We start from the raw sequence: 15,712 nt of genomic DNA on the forward strand, positions 1-15,712 counted from the left end.
GGTCCGAAAGCCTCGCTTGCCGTAGCGGAAGGCAGCGAACCCGGCGGAATTGCGTGATTTTTTCGGCCTTTCGCGCTGCGCAGACGCTTCCCTGATCCCTTCCGATGACCTAATCCGGGCGCATAAGAAGATTCGTGGGAAGGATGCCGATTTGCCGGAAGCCGAGCAGCCGGACGCCGCCAGCAATGCATTCGCCGAGGCCGAAATGGGCTTCGGCGCACTCGCCGCGCAGCTGGAGCCGCTGGGCGAGGGGCGCTTCGAGCTCGACGGGGCGGCAGGCTGGATGCAGGGCCGCACGATGTATGGCGGGACGGCGGCGTTCATCGCTTATTCCGCCGCCAAGCTTGCCTTCCCCGATCTGCCTCCCTTGCGCGCCGCACAGGTCGGCTTCGTGGCCCCGGTGGGCGAACATCTCGAAGTCAGCGTGACCATGCTCCGACAAGGCCGCAGCGTGGCGCAAGTTGAGACATCGCTGCTATGCGACGGCGCAGTTGCGCAGCGCACGCTTTGGCTATTCGGCGCGGGCCGGGAAAGCAACGGAAACGTCGCCGCCGCCGTCTTGCCGAACGTGATCCAACCCGAGGACTCGCCCCGCCTCACCGCGAACGACATGGCCCCCGCCTTCACCGCGCGAATGGACATGCGCCGCGCCGATCCGCCGGAAGGCTCGCCTCCGGGTACGATCCGCCGCTGGGTGCGCCTCAAGGACCGCTCCGGCCTCGATCCCGTCGGCGAGCTTGTCGGCATCGGCGATGCCCTGCCGCCGGGGTCTGCGCGCGCGATGCAGCGCATGGGGCCGATCAGTTCGATCACCTGGGCGCTGACGATCCTCGGCGAGGTGCCGCCTACGCGCGATGGCTGGTGGCTCTTGGAGACCAGATCCAACCACATGGCCAACGGCTTCAGCAGCGAGACCTTGCGGCTGTGGAACAGCGAAGGCGTGGAAGCGATGCACGGCCTGCAATCGGTGGCGGTGTTCGGATGATCGCGCCTGATCTTACTTTGGCAGACCCCGCCGCCCATGGCTTCGACGCAGCCCGCCTCGCCCGCATCGGCGCGTTCCTCGAAGAGCGCTACGTCACACCCGGGCTGCTGCCGAATGCAGACCTGCTGATCGCGCGCGATGGCGAGGCCTTCCACCGCTTCACCACCGGCAAGGCCCGCGCCGATGGCACGCCGCTGGGCGAGGATGCGATCTTCCGCATCGCCTCGATGACCAAGCCGCTCACCAGCGTGGCGTTCATGATGCTGCTGGAGGAAGGCAAAGTCGCGCTCGACGATCCGGTCACCAAGGTCATCCCCGAGTTCGCCGGGCTTGGCATCTACAACGGCGGCGGCGGCGATGCGCCGTTCTTCCCGACGCGCGCGGCCACCAACCCGATGCGCATGGTGGACCTCCTAACGCATATGTCGGGCCTTACCTACGGCATCCAGAACCGCACCAATGTCGATGCGGCCTATCGCAAGGGCAGGCTCGACGGGCACGCCTCGCTGCCGGGGAACGACCACTTCGTCGCCGAACTGGCCAAGCTGCCGCTGGAATTCGATCCCGGCACGAGCTGGAACTACTCGGTCAGCACCGACGTTCTCGGCGTGATCGTCGCGCGCCTTTCCGGCATGAGCCTCGGCCAGTTTTTTGCCACGCGCATTTTCGCCCCGCTCGGCATGGTCGATACCGGCTTCCACTGCCTGCCCGAGAAGGCCCACCGCCTGACCGACAGCTGGGCCTGGAACCCGCTCGGCGCGCCCACGCTGATCGACCATGCGGAGAAATCGAACACCTTGCGCGAGCCGCGCTTCGAAAGCGGCGGCGGTGGGCTGCTGTCGACCACTGCGGACTACCACCGCTTCTGCGCCGCGCTTGCGAAGGGCGGTGCCCCGCTCATCTCGCCCAAGACGCTGGCGCTGATGGCGAGCAACCACCTTCCGGGTGGTGCGGACCTCACAACGCTGTCGAAGGCGCTGTTCAGCGAATCCGGCAATGCCGGCGTCGGTTTCGGGCTAGGTTTCGGTGTCGTGATCAATCCGGCCAGGACACTCATCCCCGGCACCAAGGGCGAATTCCACTGGGGCGGCATCCATTCGACCGCCTTCTTCATCGATCCGGTCGAGAAATTGCACATGGTCTTCATGACCCAGCTGTTCCCTTCGTCCAGCTATCCCATCCGCCGCCAGCTCAAGACGCTGGTCTATTCGGCGATGAAGCACAGTCACGCCTGAAGTTTCAAAGGAGACACCGCATGTCCGATCCCATTCCCGGCGCCAAGGACCACATCGATGCGGCCCGCAAACTGGCTGCAACGATCGACGACATTCCTGCCGACACCGCGCTTCTGCCCATCGCCAAGGTCGGCGTGATCGGCGCAGGCACGATGGGCGGCGGCATCACGATGAACTTCCTCACCGCCGGCATCCCCGTCACCATCGTCGAGATGACGCAGGAAGCGCTCGACCGCGGCGTCGCCACGATGCGCCGCAACTACGAGAACACCGTGAAGCGGGGCAAGATGGACGCCGCACTCGCCGAAGCCGCCATGGGCCGCCTGACGCCTTCGCTCGACTTCAAAGCCCTCGCCGATGCCGATCTGGTGATCGAGGCGGTCTACGAGAGCATGGACGTCAAGAAGGACGTCTTCGGCAAGCTCGACGCCATCGTGAAGCCGGGCGCGATCCTTGCGAGCAACACCAGCTACCTCGACGTCAACGAAATCGGCGCCAGCACGAAGCGCCCCGAAGCCGTGCTCGGCATGCACTTCTTCTCACCCGCCAACGTGATGAAGCTGCTCGAAGTCGTGCGCGGCTCGGCTACCGCCAAGGACGTGCTCGCCACTGTGATGGCGCTGGCGGTGAAGATCGGCAAGGTCCCGGTCGTCTCGGGCGTCTGCCACGGCTTCATCGGCAATCGCATGTTAGCCAAGCGGCAGGAGCAGGCCAACGCGCTCATCATGGAAGGCGCGGACTACGCCGATGTCGACAACGCGCTGCTCGAATTCGGCTTCCCGATGGGGCCGTTCCAGATGGCGGACCTCGCCGGCCTCGACATCGGCTGGCACCGCGATCCCAATCGCATCGAGACGCTGCGCGAGGCGCTCTGCGCGCTGGGCCGCTGGGGCCAGAAGAAGAGCGCGGGCTTCTACGACTATGACGAGAACCGCCAGCGTACCCCCAGCGAGGTCACGCGCGGCCTGATCGCCGAATGGGCTGCCAAGGAAGGCAAGCCCCAGCTCAGCATCGACAGCCAAGAAATCCTCGAACGCCTGCTCTACCCGATGATCAGCGAAGGCGCGCTGATTCTCGAGGAAGGCATTTCGCAACGCGGATCGGACATCGATACCGTGTGGCTCAATGGCTACGGCTGGCCGGCGTGGACCGGCGGCCCGATGTATTGGGCAAACAACATCGGCCTGGGCACGGTCGTCGCCGGGCTTGAGAAGCATGGCTTGCCCGTTGCGCCGCTGCTGGCGAAGAAAGCCGCCGCTGGCGAAGGCTTCGACTGAGAAAGCAGGCGGCCATGCAGATCGAGGACATTGTCGAGAGCCCGTTCATCCCGCTGAGCGTGATCCTGCGCGCCCATGCGGCGCGGCGGGGCGAAGCCATCGCGCTGGCGGATGAGACCTCCCGCCTTTCGTGGGCCGATCTCGACGCCATGCTCGACCGCGTGGCCGCTGCGCTCCAGCGCGAAGGGGTTCAGGCCAACGAACCCGTTGCCATCGCGGCGAGCAATTCGGTGCGCACGGCGCTCGCCTTCCTCGGCGCGCTGCGGGCAGGGGCGGTTGCCGCACCGCTCACCTCAACCGCCGCGCCGCCGACCGTTCTCGCCATGCTGGCCGACAGCACCAGCCGCGTGCTGCTGCTCGACAAGACGATGGCGGAAGGGCTGGCGGGCCTGCCTTTCCCGGCAAACGTCAAACGCATCGCGCTCGACGACAGCGATGCGGGCGTGCCTTTCTCCGAGTGGATCGTACCTCCGGGCACCAAGCCAGAAGAGCGCCTTCCGCAGCCCGAAGACCCGTTCAACATCATCTACTCCTCGGGCACTACAGGGGTACCCAAGGGCATCGTCCAGTCGCACCAGATGCGCCACGAATATGCCCGGCGCACGATCGTCGGCGGCTATGACGATGATACCGTCACTATCAATTCCACCCCGCTCTATTCGAACACCACGCTCGTCAGCTTCCTCCCCACGCTCACCGCGGCGGGCAAGGTCGTGCTGATGAAGAAGTTCGATGCACGCACGTTTCTTGAGCTCAGCGAGCGCGAGCGCGTCACCAACGCCATGCTGGTGCCGGTGCAGTACCGCCGGATCATGGAGCTGCCGGAGTTCGACAGCTTCGATCTTTCGTCCTACCGCCTCAAGGGCTGCACCTCCGCGCCCTTCCCGGCGTGGCTCAAGGCCGACGTGCTGAAGCGCTGGCCCGGCGGCCTTGTCGAAGGCTACGGCCTCACCGAAGGCGGCGCGACAACCACGCTCCTCGCGCACAAGTTCCCCAACAAGCTCCACACCGTCGGCCAGCCCTCGCCCGGCCACGTGATGAAAATCATCGACGAGCAGGGCAACGAGTTGCCGCAAGGCGAAGTCGGCGAAATCGTCGGCCGCTCCCCCATCATGATGAACGGTTATCACGGCCAGCCCGCCAAGACGCGCGAGATGGAGTGGTTCGACAAGGACGGTGTGCGCTACATCCGCCACGGCGATATCGGCAAGTTCGACGAGGACGGCTTCCTCATCCTGATGGACCGCGCCAAGGACATGATCATTTCGGGCGGGTTCAACATCTTCCCGACGGACCTCGAGGCCGAATTGACCCGCCAGAGCGCCGTGAAGGAAGCGGCCGTCGTCGGCATTCCTTCCGATCAGTGGGGCGAGACCCCGCTCGCGGTCATCGTGCTTGCCGATCCAACTGCTGACCCGGAGGCGATCCGCCTCGAAGCCAACCGCGCGCTCGGCAAGACCCAGCGCATTGCCCGCATCGAAGTGGTCGATGAACTGCCGCGCAGCCCCATCGGCAAAGTGCTCAAGCGCGAGCTGCGCGATCACTTCGGTGGTAACCCGATTGCCCAGAAGCCCGTACTCACACCGGATGCCTAAGGAGAAAACTAATGCGTGATGCCGTAATCGTCGCCGCCGCCCGTACCCCCATCGGTCGCGCCTACAAGGGCGCGTTCAACGCCACTGCCGGCGCCACGCTCGGCGCGCTTTCCTTGGAAGCCGCCGTCGCGCGCGCCGGGATCGAAGGTGCCGAGGTTGACGACGTGGTGTGGGGCGCCGCGCTTCAGCAGGGCGCGCAGGCCGGCAACATCGCTCGCCAGGTCGCGCTGCGTGCGGGCCTTCCCGTCACCGTTTCGGGCATGAGCATGGACCGCCAGTGCTCATCGGGCCTGATGACCATCGCCACCGCCGCCAAGCAGATCATCGTCGATCGCATGGATGTCGTCGCCGCGGGCGGCCAGGAATCGATCAGCCTCGTCCAGACCAAGGACATGCGCGTGATGCCCGACCGCAGCCTCGTTGCCATGCACAATGCGGTCTACATGCCGATGCTGCAGACCGCCGAGACCGTCGGCAAGCGCTACAACATCAGCCGCGAGGCCTGCGACGAATACGCCCTGCAATCGCAGCAGCGCACTGCCGCCGCGCAAGCCGCCGGCAAGTTCGATGACGAGATCGTCGCTGCCAGCGCCTCGATGGGCGTGCAGAACAAGGAAACCGGCGAGATCACGATGCACGACGTGACGCTCACCAAGGATGAGGGCAACCGGCCTTCGACTACCCTCGAGAACCTGCAGGCACTGAAGCCCGTGATCGAGGGCGGCATCGTGACGGCGGGCAACGCCAGCCAGCTGTCGGACGGTTCCGCCGCCGTGGTGCTGATGGAAGCGGGTGTCGCCGCGCAGAAGGGCCTCACCCCGCTTGGCCGCTATGTCGGCATGGCGGCGGCAGGCACCGAGCCCGATGAGATGGGCATCGGCCCGGTCTTCGCGATCCCGGCACTGCTCAAGCGCTTCGGTCTCAAGATGGATGACATCGGCCTGTGGGAGCTAAACGAGGCTTTCGCGGTGCAGGTGCTCTATTGCCGCGACAAGCTCGGCATTCCGAACGAACTCCTCAACGTCAACGGCGGTTCGATCTCGATCGGCCACCCCTACGGCATGACCGGCGCGCGCTGCACGATGCATGCGCTGATCGAAGGCAAGCGCCGGGGCGCGAAATACGTCGTCGTCACGATGTGCGTCGGCGGCGGCATGGGCGCGGCGGGGCTGTTCGAAGTCCTCTGAGGCATCGGCGCGGCGCTTGCCCAGTGGCAGCGCCGCGCTTACCCTCCTGCATATGACCGACGACAACCGCCCCTGGCCGCAGGACGGCCGCGAACGCCTGATCTATCCTTCGCCGGTCGGCTGGAAGGGCACCGATTTCGTCGACAACGAGGGCGAACTGCTCAAGCGCCTGAACCCCAAGACGGTGTTCATGATGGGCGACAACCCCGCCCTGCCGCGCATGCCCGAGCGCCCGCGCCTGATGGATTTCTTCCGCTGCCGCTTCGGCGACATCACCGTGCGCCACCTTCTCGTCAGCGCCAAGCGCGCGCTGGATGACGGGCTGCCGGAAAAGGTCGTCATGGCCTGCCTGCTGCACGACATTTCCAACGGCTGCCTGATCCGCTGCGACCACGGCTACTGGAGCGCGCAGCTGGTCGAGCCCTATGTCGATCCCGAAGTCGCCTTCGCGGTGAAGTACCACCAGGCACTGCGCTACGTGCCCGATGAAAGCGTCGGCTACACCTATCCCGAAAGCTACCACGCCTTCTTCGGCCCGGACTATCAGGTGCCGGACTACCTCCTGCGCGATGCCGAATATGCGAAGAACCACAAGTGGTACATGACCGCGCGGCAGATGACGCTCTACGACACCTACTTCTTCGACGATTTCCCGGTGGTGCAGCCGGAGGAGCTGGAAGACGTGATCGGGCGGAACTTCAGGGAGCCGGCGGAAGGGCTGGGCTTCGATGGCTCACCGACGGCGCATATGTGGCGCACGATGATCTGGCCGAATAATTTTTTGTGAGGGAGTGGCTGCATTCGTCGTCGAGGAGCTGAAAGCTGTCTGTCTGGATACGACCCCATTGCGGACGTTCAGAACGCCTCAGCTTTCGCCCGTTTCAACCATCAAAGGATGGTCCGGCCATACACCCGTTAAGGGGCCTTCAACCTGCCCTGACATGGCAGGTTTGCTGTCACCAATAGCGCGCCATTAGCTCGCCCACCCACGCGGGCTGACGCACGTCGCCACGCGGCAGAAACTCCCGCATCACTGGCTTGATATCGACCACCGGCGTCCCGCTGATCGCATCCAGTCCTTCGACATGAAGCATGGTGCCTTCCACTGACACGATCTTGCAGACCGTGACCCCGAGCCGGTTCGGCCGGTTCTTTCCGCGCTGGGCGAAAATGCCCGTCAGCGGCCAGTCCTTGCGGCCACGCGGGTAGCGCGCGCCTGTTTCAATCTTGTCCGGAGCAACCTTGTCGAACACGAAGACGATCTCGACATGGCTGAAGGCGTCAAGTCCGGCTAGAGCCTCGGGGCCGAACTGCTCGGTGTCGAGCGCGATGACTGACCGGCTTGCCCCCCAGGCATCATCGATCGGATCGACCCTGCCGCCCTGCACATGGCCGATAGCCTTGATCTGATAATCCATTCAGGCCCCCTCCTGAAAAACAAACAGCACCGGCTGCGCATCGCGGTCGTCCTCGTCAGCATCGACTGTACCGCCAGCCGAGGCATAGAGCGCTTTGGCTGGCGCATTGCCGTTTTCCGTCACCACCCATGCGGTATGGCAGCCGATCGACCGACCATGCGAAAGCAGACAATCGAGAATGCGCCTGCCAAGCCCGCGCCCCTGATGCGTCGGCGCCACGCCGACCTCGTTGATCCATAGCTCGGCAGGCTTGTCGGGATGAATATAGTCGACGCCCGAGGCAAACCCGACGATCACGCCATCATCGATCCCGACGGCGATATGGTGGCGCGGGTCAGCCAGAAAGGCAGCCACATATTCGGGATTGATCGGCTCGTCGAAAACGTCGTCCGCAATGCTGCTGAACAGTTGGGCATCGCGGATCGTCAGAATTCGGATATCGACCATGACTGCGCTACCATGAACACGAGGCCGTGAGTCCGCAAGCAATAGGCAAGGCGCGACAGGTGATCGAGCCACATTCCCGCTTCAGGCTCTTTGCCCCAATAAGCCGTCATTCAGCTTCCCACCCAATTCCCGTCAAAACAACCCGAAGTTTCGATCCTCAAAACCTGCCATCACCCTGGAGTTGATCAGGGGTTCCGCTATTGCGGCACTGCGCTGACCCGGAAGAAAAGCCAAACCCGTGTCAAGCACGGGGCGACGAAGGGGTGGGTACGTTTCCTTACGCCACCCCAGCCTCGGCCTTCCCCGAATGCCCGGCAAAGCCCTGCATTCCCAGCCACCACTGCAGCGCGATCACGCCGCCCTTGGCCGGGCGCAGGATCGTGGCGATCAGCGCGGCGGCCATGGTGAGCGCGATCAGCATCATCGCCCATGCCGGCAGGGTCTCCATCTTGCCGAGGCCGATGATCACCGGCGCCATCAGGTGCCCGGTGAGGAGGATCGCGATATAGGGCGGGAAGTCATCCGCCGCGTGCAGCGTCCAGTTCTGCCCGCACATCCGGCAGCGCTCGACCGGCTTCAGCCCGCCTGCGAACAGATGCGTGCCCCCGCAGCGGGGGCACTTGCCCGAAGCGCCGCGCAGGATGGCAGCGCCTGCGCTATGCGGCAGGATCGCGGGGTCCAGCGGGAGGGCAGCGTTCGGCATGGCGCGTTCTATTTCTTCGCGAACGGGTTGGTCGGGCTGCGCAAGGTCAGCCGGATCGGCACCGCATCGAAACCCAGTTCACGGCGGATGCCGTTCACCAGATAGCGCCGATAGCTTTCCGGCAGCTGATCGAGCCGCGTGCCGAACATCACGAAGCTGGGCGGGCGGGTGCGTGCCTGCGTGATGTAGCGCAGCTTGATCCGCTTGCCGCCCGGCGCCGGCGGCGGATTGGCGGCGAGGGCATCATCGAACCAGCGGTTGAGCGCCGAAGTCGGCACGCGCTTCGACCAGGCCGCGCGGATATCGAAGGCGGCGGTGAGCATCTGGTCGAGCCCCTTGCCCGTTCGCGCCGAGACCGCGAGCAGCGGCACGCCGCGCACTTGCGCCAGGCCTTCATCGAGCGCCGCGCGCACGCCGTTGAACAGCGCCGAAGGGTCCTCGGCCACGTCCCACTTGTTGATCGCGATCATCAGCGCGCGGCCTTCCTCGAGCACCAGCGAGGCGATCTTGAGGTCCTGATGTTCAAGCCCGCGCGTCGCATCGAGCAGCAGCACGACGACTTCGGCAAAATCGATGGCGCGGCGGGCATCGGCGACCGAGAGCTTCTCCAGCTTTTCGACGACCTGCGCCTTCTTGCGCATCCCCGCGGTGTCGATCAGTCGCACCGGGCGATAGGCATCGCTCGCCGGATCGAACCACTGCCAGTCGATCGCGATCGAATCGCGCGTGATCCCGGCCTCGGGGCCCGTCAGCAGCCGGTTCTCGCCGAGCAGCTTGTTGATGAGGGTCGACTTGCCCGCATTGGGGCGCCCGACGATGGCGAGCTTGAGGACCGATTCGGGATCGAACTCCTCCTCCTCCTCCGCGCCTTCCGGCGGCGGGCCAGCGTCATCGTCGTCGTCCTCGGACGCGCCTTCGATATGCGGACGCAGCACCTCGAACAGATCGGCGAGGCCCTGCCCGTGCTCTGCGGAAAACGCCACCGGCTCGCCAAAGCCCAGCGCGAAGGCATCGTAGAGCCCCGGATCGCCCGCGCGCCCCTCGGCCTTGTTGGCCATGAGTACGATGGGAATGCGGCTTGAGCGCAGATAGCGCGCGATTTCCTCGTCGAGCGGGGTCACGCCCGCGCGCGCGTCGATCACGAACAGGGCAACGTCGGCGCCGATCAGCGAGGCTTCGGTCTGCTGACGCATGCGGCCCGGCAGCGTCTCCGGATCAAGGTCTTCCCAGCCCGCCGTATCGACGATGGTGAACTTCAGGCCGAGCAGATCGGCATCGCCAAAGCGGCGGTCGCGCGTCACGCCCGGCTGGTCGTCGACGAGCGCGAGCTTCTTGCCGACCAGCCGATTGAACAGCGTCGATTTGCCGACGTTGGGCCGGCCGATAATGATAACCTGGGGCAGCATGGCCCTCCCGTGGCCCCAACGGCAGCGGAACGCAAGCGCAGCGTGGATCCCCGGCGCGCGCCCGCCCGCGTCAAGGATGCATTAACCAGCTTCAATTCAGCCGCTTTAACCACGCGACGGCAATGGTGCCTGCATGAGCCCGGCATCTCTGCGACTCGCACTCCTTCTTCTGCTCGCCGCAGTGCCGCCGATGGCGCAGGCGCGCCCGATTGCGCCTCATCCGGCAGGTGCAAGCGATGATGATGCCAGTGATTTCGGGCGAGATTTCGCCCTTCCCTACATCCAGTGCGTGCCCTATGCGCGCAAAGTTTCCGGCATTCAGCTCTATGGCGATGCGCATACCTGGTGGGATCAGGCCGCCGGCCGTTATGCACGCGGCACCCGGCCCAAGGTTGGCGCGGTCATGGCCTTCCGCCCCTATGGCGCGATGCAGTTGGGCCATGTCGCTGCCGTCAGCCGCATTGTCGATTCGCGCACGATCCTTTTGCGCCACGCCAACTGGTCGCCCATCGATGGCCGCCGCGGCCAGCCTGAAGACAACGTTCGCGCGGTAGACGTCTCACCCGACAACGACTGGAGCGAAGTCCGCGTGTGGTACGCCCCGCTCGGCGGCCTCGGCACCACGCACTGGCCGGTTGAGGGCTTCATTTACAACAAGAAACCACTCGCGAACGAACGGCTGACGGTGCTGGCGTCGGCCGACGCACCCAAGGCGACCTACACCTCGCGCATCGGCCCCGATTTCCTCAAGGGTATCGTGCCCGAAACGAGCCGGACAGCGGCGCGCAAACCGCTGACCGCGCGCGTTGTGGTGAAGGCCGAGCCCAAGCCGCGCGAGGAAGACCGCACTTTGGCGGTCTCCCCCAGCCTCGCCCGCGATCCCATCGGCCGTATCATCGCCGCCCGCGTGCGCTGAGCGGCGGCCCCTTACAGCGTCTTGATGATCGCCGAGAAGTCCATCCCGCCGTTCCCCGCCGCATCGAACGCCGCGTAAAGCTCCGCCGCGCGCGCGCCCATCGGCACATCGGCCCCGGCGCTCTTGGCGGCTTCCATCGCCAGCTTGAGGTCCTTCAGCATCAGCGCGGTGGCAAAGCCGCCCTGATAGCCGTTGTCCGCAGGCGTCGTCGGGCCGACACCCGGAACCGGGCAATAGCTCGTCATCGACCAGCACTGGCCCGAGGCCTTCGAGGAGATGTCGAAGAAGGTCTGCAGATCGAGCCCCAGCTTCTCGGCCATTGCGAAGGTCTCGCAGGTCGCGATCATCGAAGCCCCGAGCAGCATGTTGTTGCAGATCTTGGCCGCCTGCCCCGCACCGCTGTCACCCGCATGGATCACCGCCTTGCCCATCGCGGCGAGGATGGGCTCGCCGCGGGCGAAGGCGTCCTTGGCCCCGCCGACCATGAAAGTCAGCGTGCCGCCATTGGCCGCAGCGATCCCACCCGAAACCGGCGCATCGACCATGGCATAGCCTGCGTCCGCCGCCAGTGCCGCCACTTCGCGCGCGGTGGCGACGTCGATGGTCGAGCAATCGAGCAGCAGCGCCGAAGTCGGCGCGTGGCCGATCACGTCGGCGGTGTAGACCGCCTTCACGATGGCGCCATTGGGCAGCATCGAAACGACGGCATACGCGCCCTGCACCGCTTCCTGCACCGAGGTATAGGTGGTGCAGCCGTTCTCCTTGGCGCGCGCCAGCGCCGCTTCGGCAAGGTCGAAGGCGTGGACGTCATGCCCCGCCTTCACGAGATTCGCGGCCATGCCGCCGCCCATGTTGCCAAGGCCGATGAATGCGATTTTCATGGTTTTTCCTCGTATCTGGAGTTCATCCACGTGCCGATCCAAGCGGATGCAGCAACAGGAAGCAGGATCAAGCCCGCGAGGCGGAGCGTTGCGCCCAAAAAGTATTGTGAATCATAAGGAAAAATCGGGATGATCGCTTCGCTGAGCAGCACCGCAAGGACAACCGACTTGGTGGTAGCTTGCGCGATACGGTCGCCCCTAGAAAAAGTCAGGTAGATCGCGATCATCATGCCAACGAGGCATGTTCCAATCGCGATCAGACCAGTCCCCACCGCTTACCGCCCCTTCCACACGCCGGGGCGCTTTTCGATGAAGGCGGCCATACCTTCGGCCTTGTCCTCGGTCGCGGTGAGGATCTGGAACACGCGGCGTTCGAACAGGATGCCCTGATCGAGGGTCATCTCAAACGCGGCGTTGACCATTTCCTTGTTGGCGATCACCGCGACCGGAGCCATGCCGGCAATCGCCTCGGCGGCGGCCATGGCTTCATCGATCAGCGAGGCGAGCGGCACGACGCGGCTGACGAGGCCAGACCGCTCGGCTTCCACCGCGTCCATCATCCGGCTGGTGAGGCACATGTCCATCGCCTTGGCCTTGCCCACCGCGCGCGTCAGGCGCTGCGAGCCGCCCATGCCGGGCGCGACGCCGAGCTTGATTTCAGGCTGGCCGAACTTGGCGTTCTCCGACGCGATGATGAAGTCCGCCATCATCGCAAGCTCGCACCCGCCGCCGAGCGCGAAGCCGTTCACCGCCGCGATCCACGGCTTGCGGGTGGTCTTCACGAGGTGGCTGGTCCAGCGCGAGAAGAAGTCGCCGGTGTAGAAATCGGTTGCGGCCTTGTCGGCCATTTCCTTGATGTCGGCGCCGGCGGCAAAGGCCTTCTCGCCCGAACCCGTCAGCACCGCGCAGCGCTGGGTGGCATCAGCCTCATAGGCGCCAAAGGCCACGATCAGTTCCTCGAGCACCTGCGAATTGAGCGCATTCAAGGACTTTGGGCGGTTGAGCGTGATCAGCGTGACGGCGCCGCGCTGTTCAACCAGGATCGTTTCGTACGTCATAGGGGGCTCCATTCCTCGTTTGCAGGCAGGGGCGCGAAGATCGCGTCCAGCATTGCGTCGGTCACGCCTTCAGGCGTTGCCGGGTCCCACTTGGGGGCATTGTCCTTGTCCACGATGACCGCGCGCACGCCTTCGGCAAAGTCGGGGCGCAGCAGCACGCGGCTGCAGATGCGGTATTCCATCACCATGTTGGCGGCGAAATCGGGGAGAGTCAGGCTGGTGGCGAGCTGGCGCAGCGCGACCTTGCACGTCTGCGGGCTCTTGGTGTGGAGGGTCGCCAGCGTCGCAGCGGCAAACTCGCTGCCATCAGCTTCGAGTGCGGCGAGGATGTCCTCGTAGCGGTCGGACGCGAACAGCCGCGCGATATCGTCGGCATGCGCCGCGATCTTCGGCTCGGGCGGCACGGCGGCCGCCTCGTGCAGGATCGCCGGGATATCACCGGGGTTCGCCGCAATCTTCGCCTTGACCTCGGCCAGCGCGGCAGAGGGCAGGTAATGCGTGGCGGAACCGGCCCAAAGGCACTCCGCCCCGTCCATCCGCGCGCCGGTGAGCGCAAGGTACTGCCCAAGCCGCCCCTTCATGCGCGAAAGGAACCAGCCGCCGCCGACGTCCGGGAACAGGCCGATGCCGGTCTCCGGCATGGCAAGCCGCGTGTTCTCGGTCGCGACGCGGTAGCGCGCTGGATCAGCGATGCCAACGCCGCCGCCCATGGTGATCCCGTCCATGAAGGCCACGATGGGCTTCTCGTAGGTCATGATCAGGTGGTTGAGGCGGTACTCGTCGAAGAAGAACTTGCGGCCCGAAACGCCGCCATCGTTCAGCGCGGAGTTGCGCAGGAAGGCGATATCGCCGCCCGCGCAGAAGCCGCGGCCTTCGGAATGGTCGATGATGACGGCACCGATGGCCGGATCATCGCGCCACTTCAGCAGCGCTTCGGTCATGCCATCCACCATCGCGCGGTTCAGCGCGTGGATCGCCTTGGGCCGGTTGAGCGAGAGCACGCCCATCCCGCCTTCGACGCGCACAAGAATGTCTTCGGTCATGCAGCTACATCCATTCGCGGTTCAATCAGATCCCAGCGATTGCCGAAGGGATCGCGGAAGACGAGCACCGCGCCATAACTTTCGCGGCGCGCCGGTGCTTCGATGGTGACGCCGCGTGTCCGCAGCAGGGCCTCGCTCGCGGCGATATCGGAAGTGTGGAGGAAGAACCCCACGCGCCCGCCTGCCTGATGGCCAATCGCCGCAGCCTGCGTTTCATCCGCCGCGCGCGCCAGCAGCAGGTTTGCGCCCTCTCCACAGGAGACGACCACCCAGCGCTTGCCCGCACCGAGATCGGTGTCCTCCACGATGGCGAAGCCCAGCGTGCCGGCAAAGAACGCCAGACCCGCCTCATAGTCGGGCACGACAATCGTCACCATGGCGAGCTTTTGCGCGATCATTGCCGCAGCAGATCGCGCCCGACGATCATCTTCATAACTTCGTTGGTGCCTTCGAGGATGCGGTGGACACGCAGATCGCGCCAGAAGCGCTCGATCGGATAGTCCTTCAGGTAGCCATAGCCGCCAAAGATCTGCAGCGCGCGGTCGACCACCGAGGAGCCGGTGTCGGTCGCCAGCTTCTTGGCCATCGCAGAGAAGCGCGTCTTGTCCGGCGCGTTCTGCGTCACCTTCGCCGCCGCGAGATAGAGCAGCGCGCGCGCCGCTTCGAGGTCGGTCGCCATGTCGGCCAGCGCGAACTGGGTATTCTGGAACTCGGCGATCGGCTGGCCGAACTGGCTGCGCTCCTTGGCATACTTGATCGCCTCATCAAGGCAGCGCTGCGCCCCGCCGAGCGAGCAGGCGCCGATATTGAGGCGCCCGCCATCGAGCCCGGCCATGGCGAAGCGGAAGCCATCGCCTTCCGCGCCGATACGGTTTGCCACCGGCACCTTCACGTTCTCGAGGATCACTTGCGCGGTGGGCGAGGAATTCCAGCCCAGCTTGCGCTCGGGCGCGCCGAAGCTGACGCCGGGCATGTCCTTCTCGATCACGAGGCATGAAATGCCCTTCGGCCCCGCTTCGCCCGTGCGCACCATCGTCACGTAGAGATCGCTCACGCCGCCGCCCGAGATGAACTGCTTGGTGCCGTTGACGACATAGTGATCGCCTTCGAGCTTCGCTGTGGTGCGCAGCGCCGCCGCGTCCGAGCCCGAGCCCGGTTCGGTCAGGCAGTAGCTGGCGATCTTGTCCATCGTGATGAGGTCGGGGAGATAGTGCGACTTGATCTCCGCGCCGCCGAACCGGTCGATCATCCACGAGGCCATGTTGTGGATCGAGATGAACGCGCTCGTGCTGGGGCAGCCATAGGCCATGGCTTCCATGATCAGCGCCGCGTCCAGACGGCCGAGCCCGATGCCGCCGCTTTCCTCGCTCACGTAGATCGAGGCGAAGCCCAGCTCTGCCGCCATCTTCACCGTATCGCGCGGGAAGGTGTGCTCCTCGTCCCACTGCGCCGCATAGGGCGTGATCGCATCGGCGGTGAAGCGCCGCGCCATCTCCTGAATGGCGATCTGGTCGTCGGTAAGGGCGAACTGGTCGGTCATGCTCTGGCCTTGGCTTGCAGG

Annotated in this window: 16 protein-coding genes and 1 pseudogene; 7 read left to right on the top strand and 10 right to left on the bottom strand. The window is 65.3% G+C overall.

The features are described from left to right. Nucleotides 1–151: 151 nt before the first annotated feature. The 6 genes and pseudogenes from NDB2M1_RS18560 to NDB2M1_RS18585 all read left to right on the top strand — a co-directional run bounded on the left by NDB2M1_RS18560 (nt 152) and on the right by NDB2M1_RS18585 (nt 7,066). The gene (locus NDB2M1_RS18560) at nt 152–985 is read left to right on the top strand and encodes an acyl-CoA thioesterase (RefSeq protein ID WP_253185951.1); all 834 of its coding nucleotides are present in this window, start codon (nt 152–154) and stop codon (nt 983–985) included. Then, nucleotides 982–2,220: a serine hydrolase domain-containing protein gene (locus tag NDB2M1_RS18565; protein WP_072384298.1), complete on the top strand. Its 1,239-nt coding sequence runs from the start codon at nt 982–984 to the stop codon at nt 2,218–2,220. Before NDB2M1_RS18560 ends, NDB2M1_RS18565 begins: the two co-directional genes overlap by 4 nt. Before the next feature lie 41 nt (nt 2,221–2,261). Beyond that, nucleotides 2,262–3,497: pseudogene (locus tag NDB2M1_RS18570) on the top strand (3-hydroxyacyl-CoA dehydrogenase NAD-binding domain-containing protein); the annotation flags it as partial. Between the two features lie 14 nt (nt 3,498–3,511). Next, nucleotides 3,512–5,092: a class I adenylate-forming enzyme family protein gene (locus NDB2M1_RS18575; protein ID WP_072384300.1), complete on the top strand. Its 1,581-nt coding sequence runs from the start codon at nt 3,512–3,514 to the stop codon at nt 5,090–5,092. Between the two features lie 11 nt (nt 5,093–5,103). Next, nucleotides 5,104–6,279 (top strand): acetyl-CoA C-acyltransferase, encoded by a 1,176-nt coding sequence (locus tag NDB2M1_RS18580; protein WP_072384301.1) that lies wholly within the window; start codon nt 5,104–5,106, stop codon nt 6,277–6,279. A 52-nt stretch (nt 6,280–6,331) separates the two neighbouring features. Continuing rightward, on the top strand, nt 6,332–7,066 hold the full coding sequence (locus NDB2M1_RS18585; protein ID WP_143146838.1) for an HD domain-containing protein: 735 nt from the start codon (nt 6,332–6,334) through the stop codon (nt 7,064–7,066). Nucleotides 7,067–7,235: 169 nt separating this feature from the next. On the opposite strand, the gene NDB2M1_RS18590 is transcribed toward NDB2M1_RS18585, so the two are convergent. From NDB2M1_RS18590 to der, 4 genes are all read right to left on the bottom strand, one after another. Continuing rightward, nucleotides 7,236–7,697: an SAM-dependent methyltransferase gene (locus NDB2M1_RS18590; protein ID WP_072384303.1), complete on the bottom strand. Its 462-nt coding sequence runs from the start codon at nt 7,695–7,697 to the stop codon at nt 7,236–7,238. Then, nucleotides 7,698–8,144, bottom strand: coding sequence for a GNAT family N-acetyltransferase (locus NDB2M1_RS18595; RefSeq protein ID WP_072384304.1), 447 nt, complete (start codon nt 8,142–8,144; stop codon nt 7,698–7,700). Nucleotides 8,145–8,421: 277 nt separating this feature from the next. Beyond that, nucleotides 8,422–8,847, bottom strand: coding sequence for a DUF983 domain-containing protein (locus NDB2M1_RS18600; protein ID WP_072384305.1), 426 nt, complete (start codon nt 8,845–8,847; stop codon nt 8,422–8,424). 8 nt (nt 8,848–8,855) lie between these two features. Then, nucleotides 8,856–10,253 (bottom strand): ribosome biogenesis GTPase Der, encoded by a 1,398-nt coding sequence (gene der / locus NDB2M1_RS18605; RefSeq protein ID WP_072384306.1) that lies wholly within the window; start codon nt 10,251–10,253, stop codon nt 8,856–8,858. A gap of 133 nt (nt 10,254–10,386) precedes the next feature. On the opposite strand from der, the gene NDB2M1_RS18610 reads away from it, so the two are divergent. Continuing rightward, nucleotides 10,387–11,169 carry a CHAP domain-containing protein gene (locus NDB2M1_RS18610; RefSeq protein ID WP_072384307.1) on the top strand — a complete coding sequence of 261 codons (783 nt, stop codon included), beginning with the start codon at nt 10,387–10,389 and terminating at the stop codon, nt 11,167–11,169. 11 nt (nt 11,170–11,180) lie between these two features. On the opposite strand, the gene mmsB is transcribed toward NDB2M1_RS18610, so the two are convergent. From mmsB to NDB2M1_RS18640, 6 genes are read right to left on the bottom strand one after another with little or no spacing between them, the layout of a single operon-like run. Next, nucleotides 11,181–12,050: a 3-hydroxyisobutyrate dehydrogenase gene (gene mmsB, locus NDB2M1_RS18615; protein WP_072384308.1), complete on the bottom strand. Its 870-nt coding sequence runs from the start codon at nt 12,048–12,050 to the stop codon at nt 11,181–11,183. Beyond that, nucleotides 12,047–12,277 (bottom strand): hypothetical protein, encoded by a 231-nt coding sequence (locus NDB2M1_RS18620; protein ID WP_171955446.1) that lies wholly within the window; start codon nt 12,275–12,277, stop codon nt 12,047–12,049. Before NDB2M1_RS18620 ends, mmsB begins: the two co-directional genes overlap by 4 nt. 48 nt (nt 12,278–12,325) lie before the next feature. Then, nucleotides 12,326–13,108: an enoyl-CoA hydratase-related protein gene (locus NDB2M1_RS18625; RefSeq protein ID WP_072384310.1), complete on the bottom strand. Its 783-nt coding sequence runs from the start codon at nt 13,106–13,108 to the stop codon at nt 12,326–12,328. Then, the gene (locus NDB2M1_RS18630; RefSeq protein ID WP_072384311.1) at nt 13,105–14,151 is read right to left on the bottom strand and encodes an enoyl-CoA hydratase/isomerase family protein; all 1,047 of its coding nucleotides are present in this window, start codon (nt 14,149–14,151) and stop codon (nt 13,105–13,107) included. The genes NDB2M1_RS18625 and NDB2M1_RS18630 overlap by 4 nt, the downstream gene beginning before the upstream one ends. Next, nucleotides 14,148–14,549, bottom strand: a complete 402-nt coding sequence (locus NDB2M1_RS18635) for a VOC family protein (RefSeq protein ID WP_072384312.1) — start codon at nt 14,547–14,549, stop codon at nt 14,148–14,150. The genes NDB2M1_RS18630 and NDB2M1_RS18635 overlap by 4 nt, the downstream gene beginning before the upstream one ends. Next, complete coding sequence (locus NDB2M1_RS18640; RefSeq protein ID WP_072384313.1) at nt 14,546–15,691, bottom strand: acyl-CoA dehydrogenase family protein; 1,146 nt, start codon at nt 15,689–15,691, stop codon at nt 14,546–14,548. Before NDB2M1_RS18640 ends, NDB2M1_RS18635 begins: the two co-directional genes overlap by 4 nt. Between the last annotated feature and the right edge of the window lie 21 nt (nt 15,692–15,712).

The sequence above is a fragment of the Novosphingobium sp. NDB2Meth1 genome (assembly GCF_900117425.1).
Classification (GTDB): domain Bacteria; phylum Pseudomonadota; class Alphaproteobacteria; order Sphingomonadales; family Sphingomonadaceae; genus Novosphingobium.

Excerpts from the sequence above, each read along its gene's own strand:
- NDB2M1_RS18575 (WP_072384300.1), top strand. The coding sequence starts at position 3,512 with ATGCAGATCGAGGACATTGTCGAGAGCCCGTTCATCCCGCTGAGCGTG.
- NDB2M1_RS18630 (WP_072384311.1), bottom strand. The coding sequence starts at position 14,151 with ATGACCGAAGACATTCTTGTGCGCGTCGAAGGCGGGATGGGCGTGCTC.
- NDB2M1_RS18580 (WP_072384301.1), top strand. The coding sequence starts at position 5,104 with ATGCGTGATGCCGTAATCGTCGCCGCCGCCCGTACCCCCATCGGTCGC.
- NDB2M1_RS18625 (WP_072384310.1), bottom strand. The coding sequence starts at position 13,108 with ATGACGTACGAAACGATCCTGGTTGAACAGCGCGGCGCCGTCACGCTG.
- NDB2M1_RS18585 (WP_143146838.1), top strand. The coding sequence starts at position 6,332 with ATGACCGACGACAACCGCCCCTGGCCGCAGGACGGCCGCGAACGCCTG.
- NDB2M1_RS18635 (WP_072384312.1), bottom strand. The coding sequence starts at position 14,549 with ATGATCGCGCAAAAGCTCGCCATGGTGACGATTGTCGTGCCCGACTAT.
- NDB2M1_RS18590 (WP_072384303.1), bottom strand. The coding sequence starts at position 7,697 with ATGGATTATCAGATCAAGGCTATCGGCCATGTGCAGGGCGGCAGGGTC.
- NDB2M1_RS18565 (WP_072384298.1), top strand. The coding sequence starts at position 982 with ATGATCGCGCCTGATCTTACTTTGGCAGACCCCGCCGCCCATGGCTTC.
- NDB2M1_RS18640 (WP_072384313.1), bottom strand. The coding sequence starts at position 15,691 with ATGACCGACCAGTTCGCCCTTACCGACGACCAGATCGCCATTCAGGAG.
- NDB2M1_RS18610 (WP_072384307.1), top strand. The coding sequence starts at position 10,387 with ATGAGCCCGGCATCTCTGCGACTCGCACTCCTTCTTCTGCTCGCCGCA.
- NDB2M1_RS18600 (WP_072384305.1), bottom strand. The coding sequence starts at position 8,847 with ATGCCGAACGCTGCCCTCCCGCTGGACCCCGCGATCCTGCCGCATAGC.
- der (WP_072384306.1), bottom strand. The coding sequence starts at position 10,253 with ATGCTGCCCCAGGTTATCATTATCGGCCGGCCCAACGTCGGCAAATCG.
- NDB2M1_RS18620 (WP_171955446.1), bottom strand. The coding sequence starts at position 12,277 with ATGATCGCGATCTACCTGACTTTTTCTAGGGGCGACCGTATCGCGCAA.
- mmsB (WP_072384308.1), bottom strand. The coding sequence starts at position 12,050 with ATGAAAATCGCATTCATCGGCCTTGGCAACATGGGCGGCGGCATGGCC.
- NDB2M1_RS18595 (WP_072384304.1), bottom strand. The coding sequence starts at position 8,144 with ATGGTCGATATCCGAATTCTGACGATCCGCGATGCCCAACTGTTCAGC.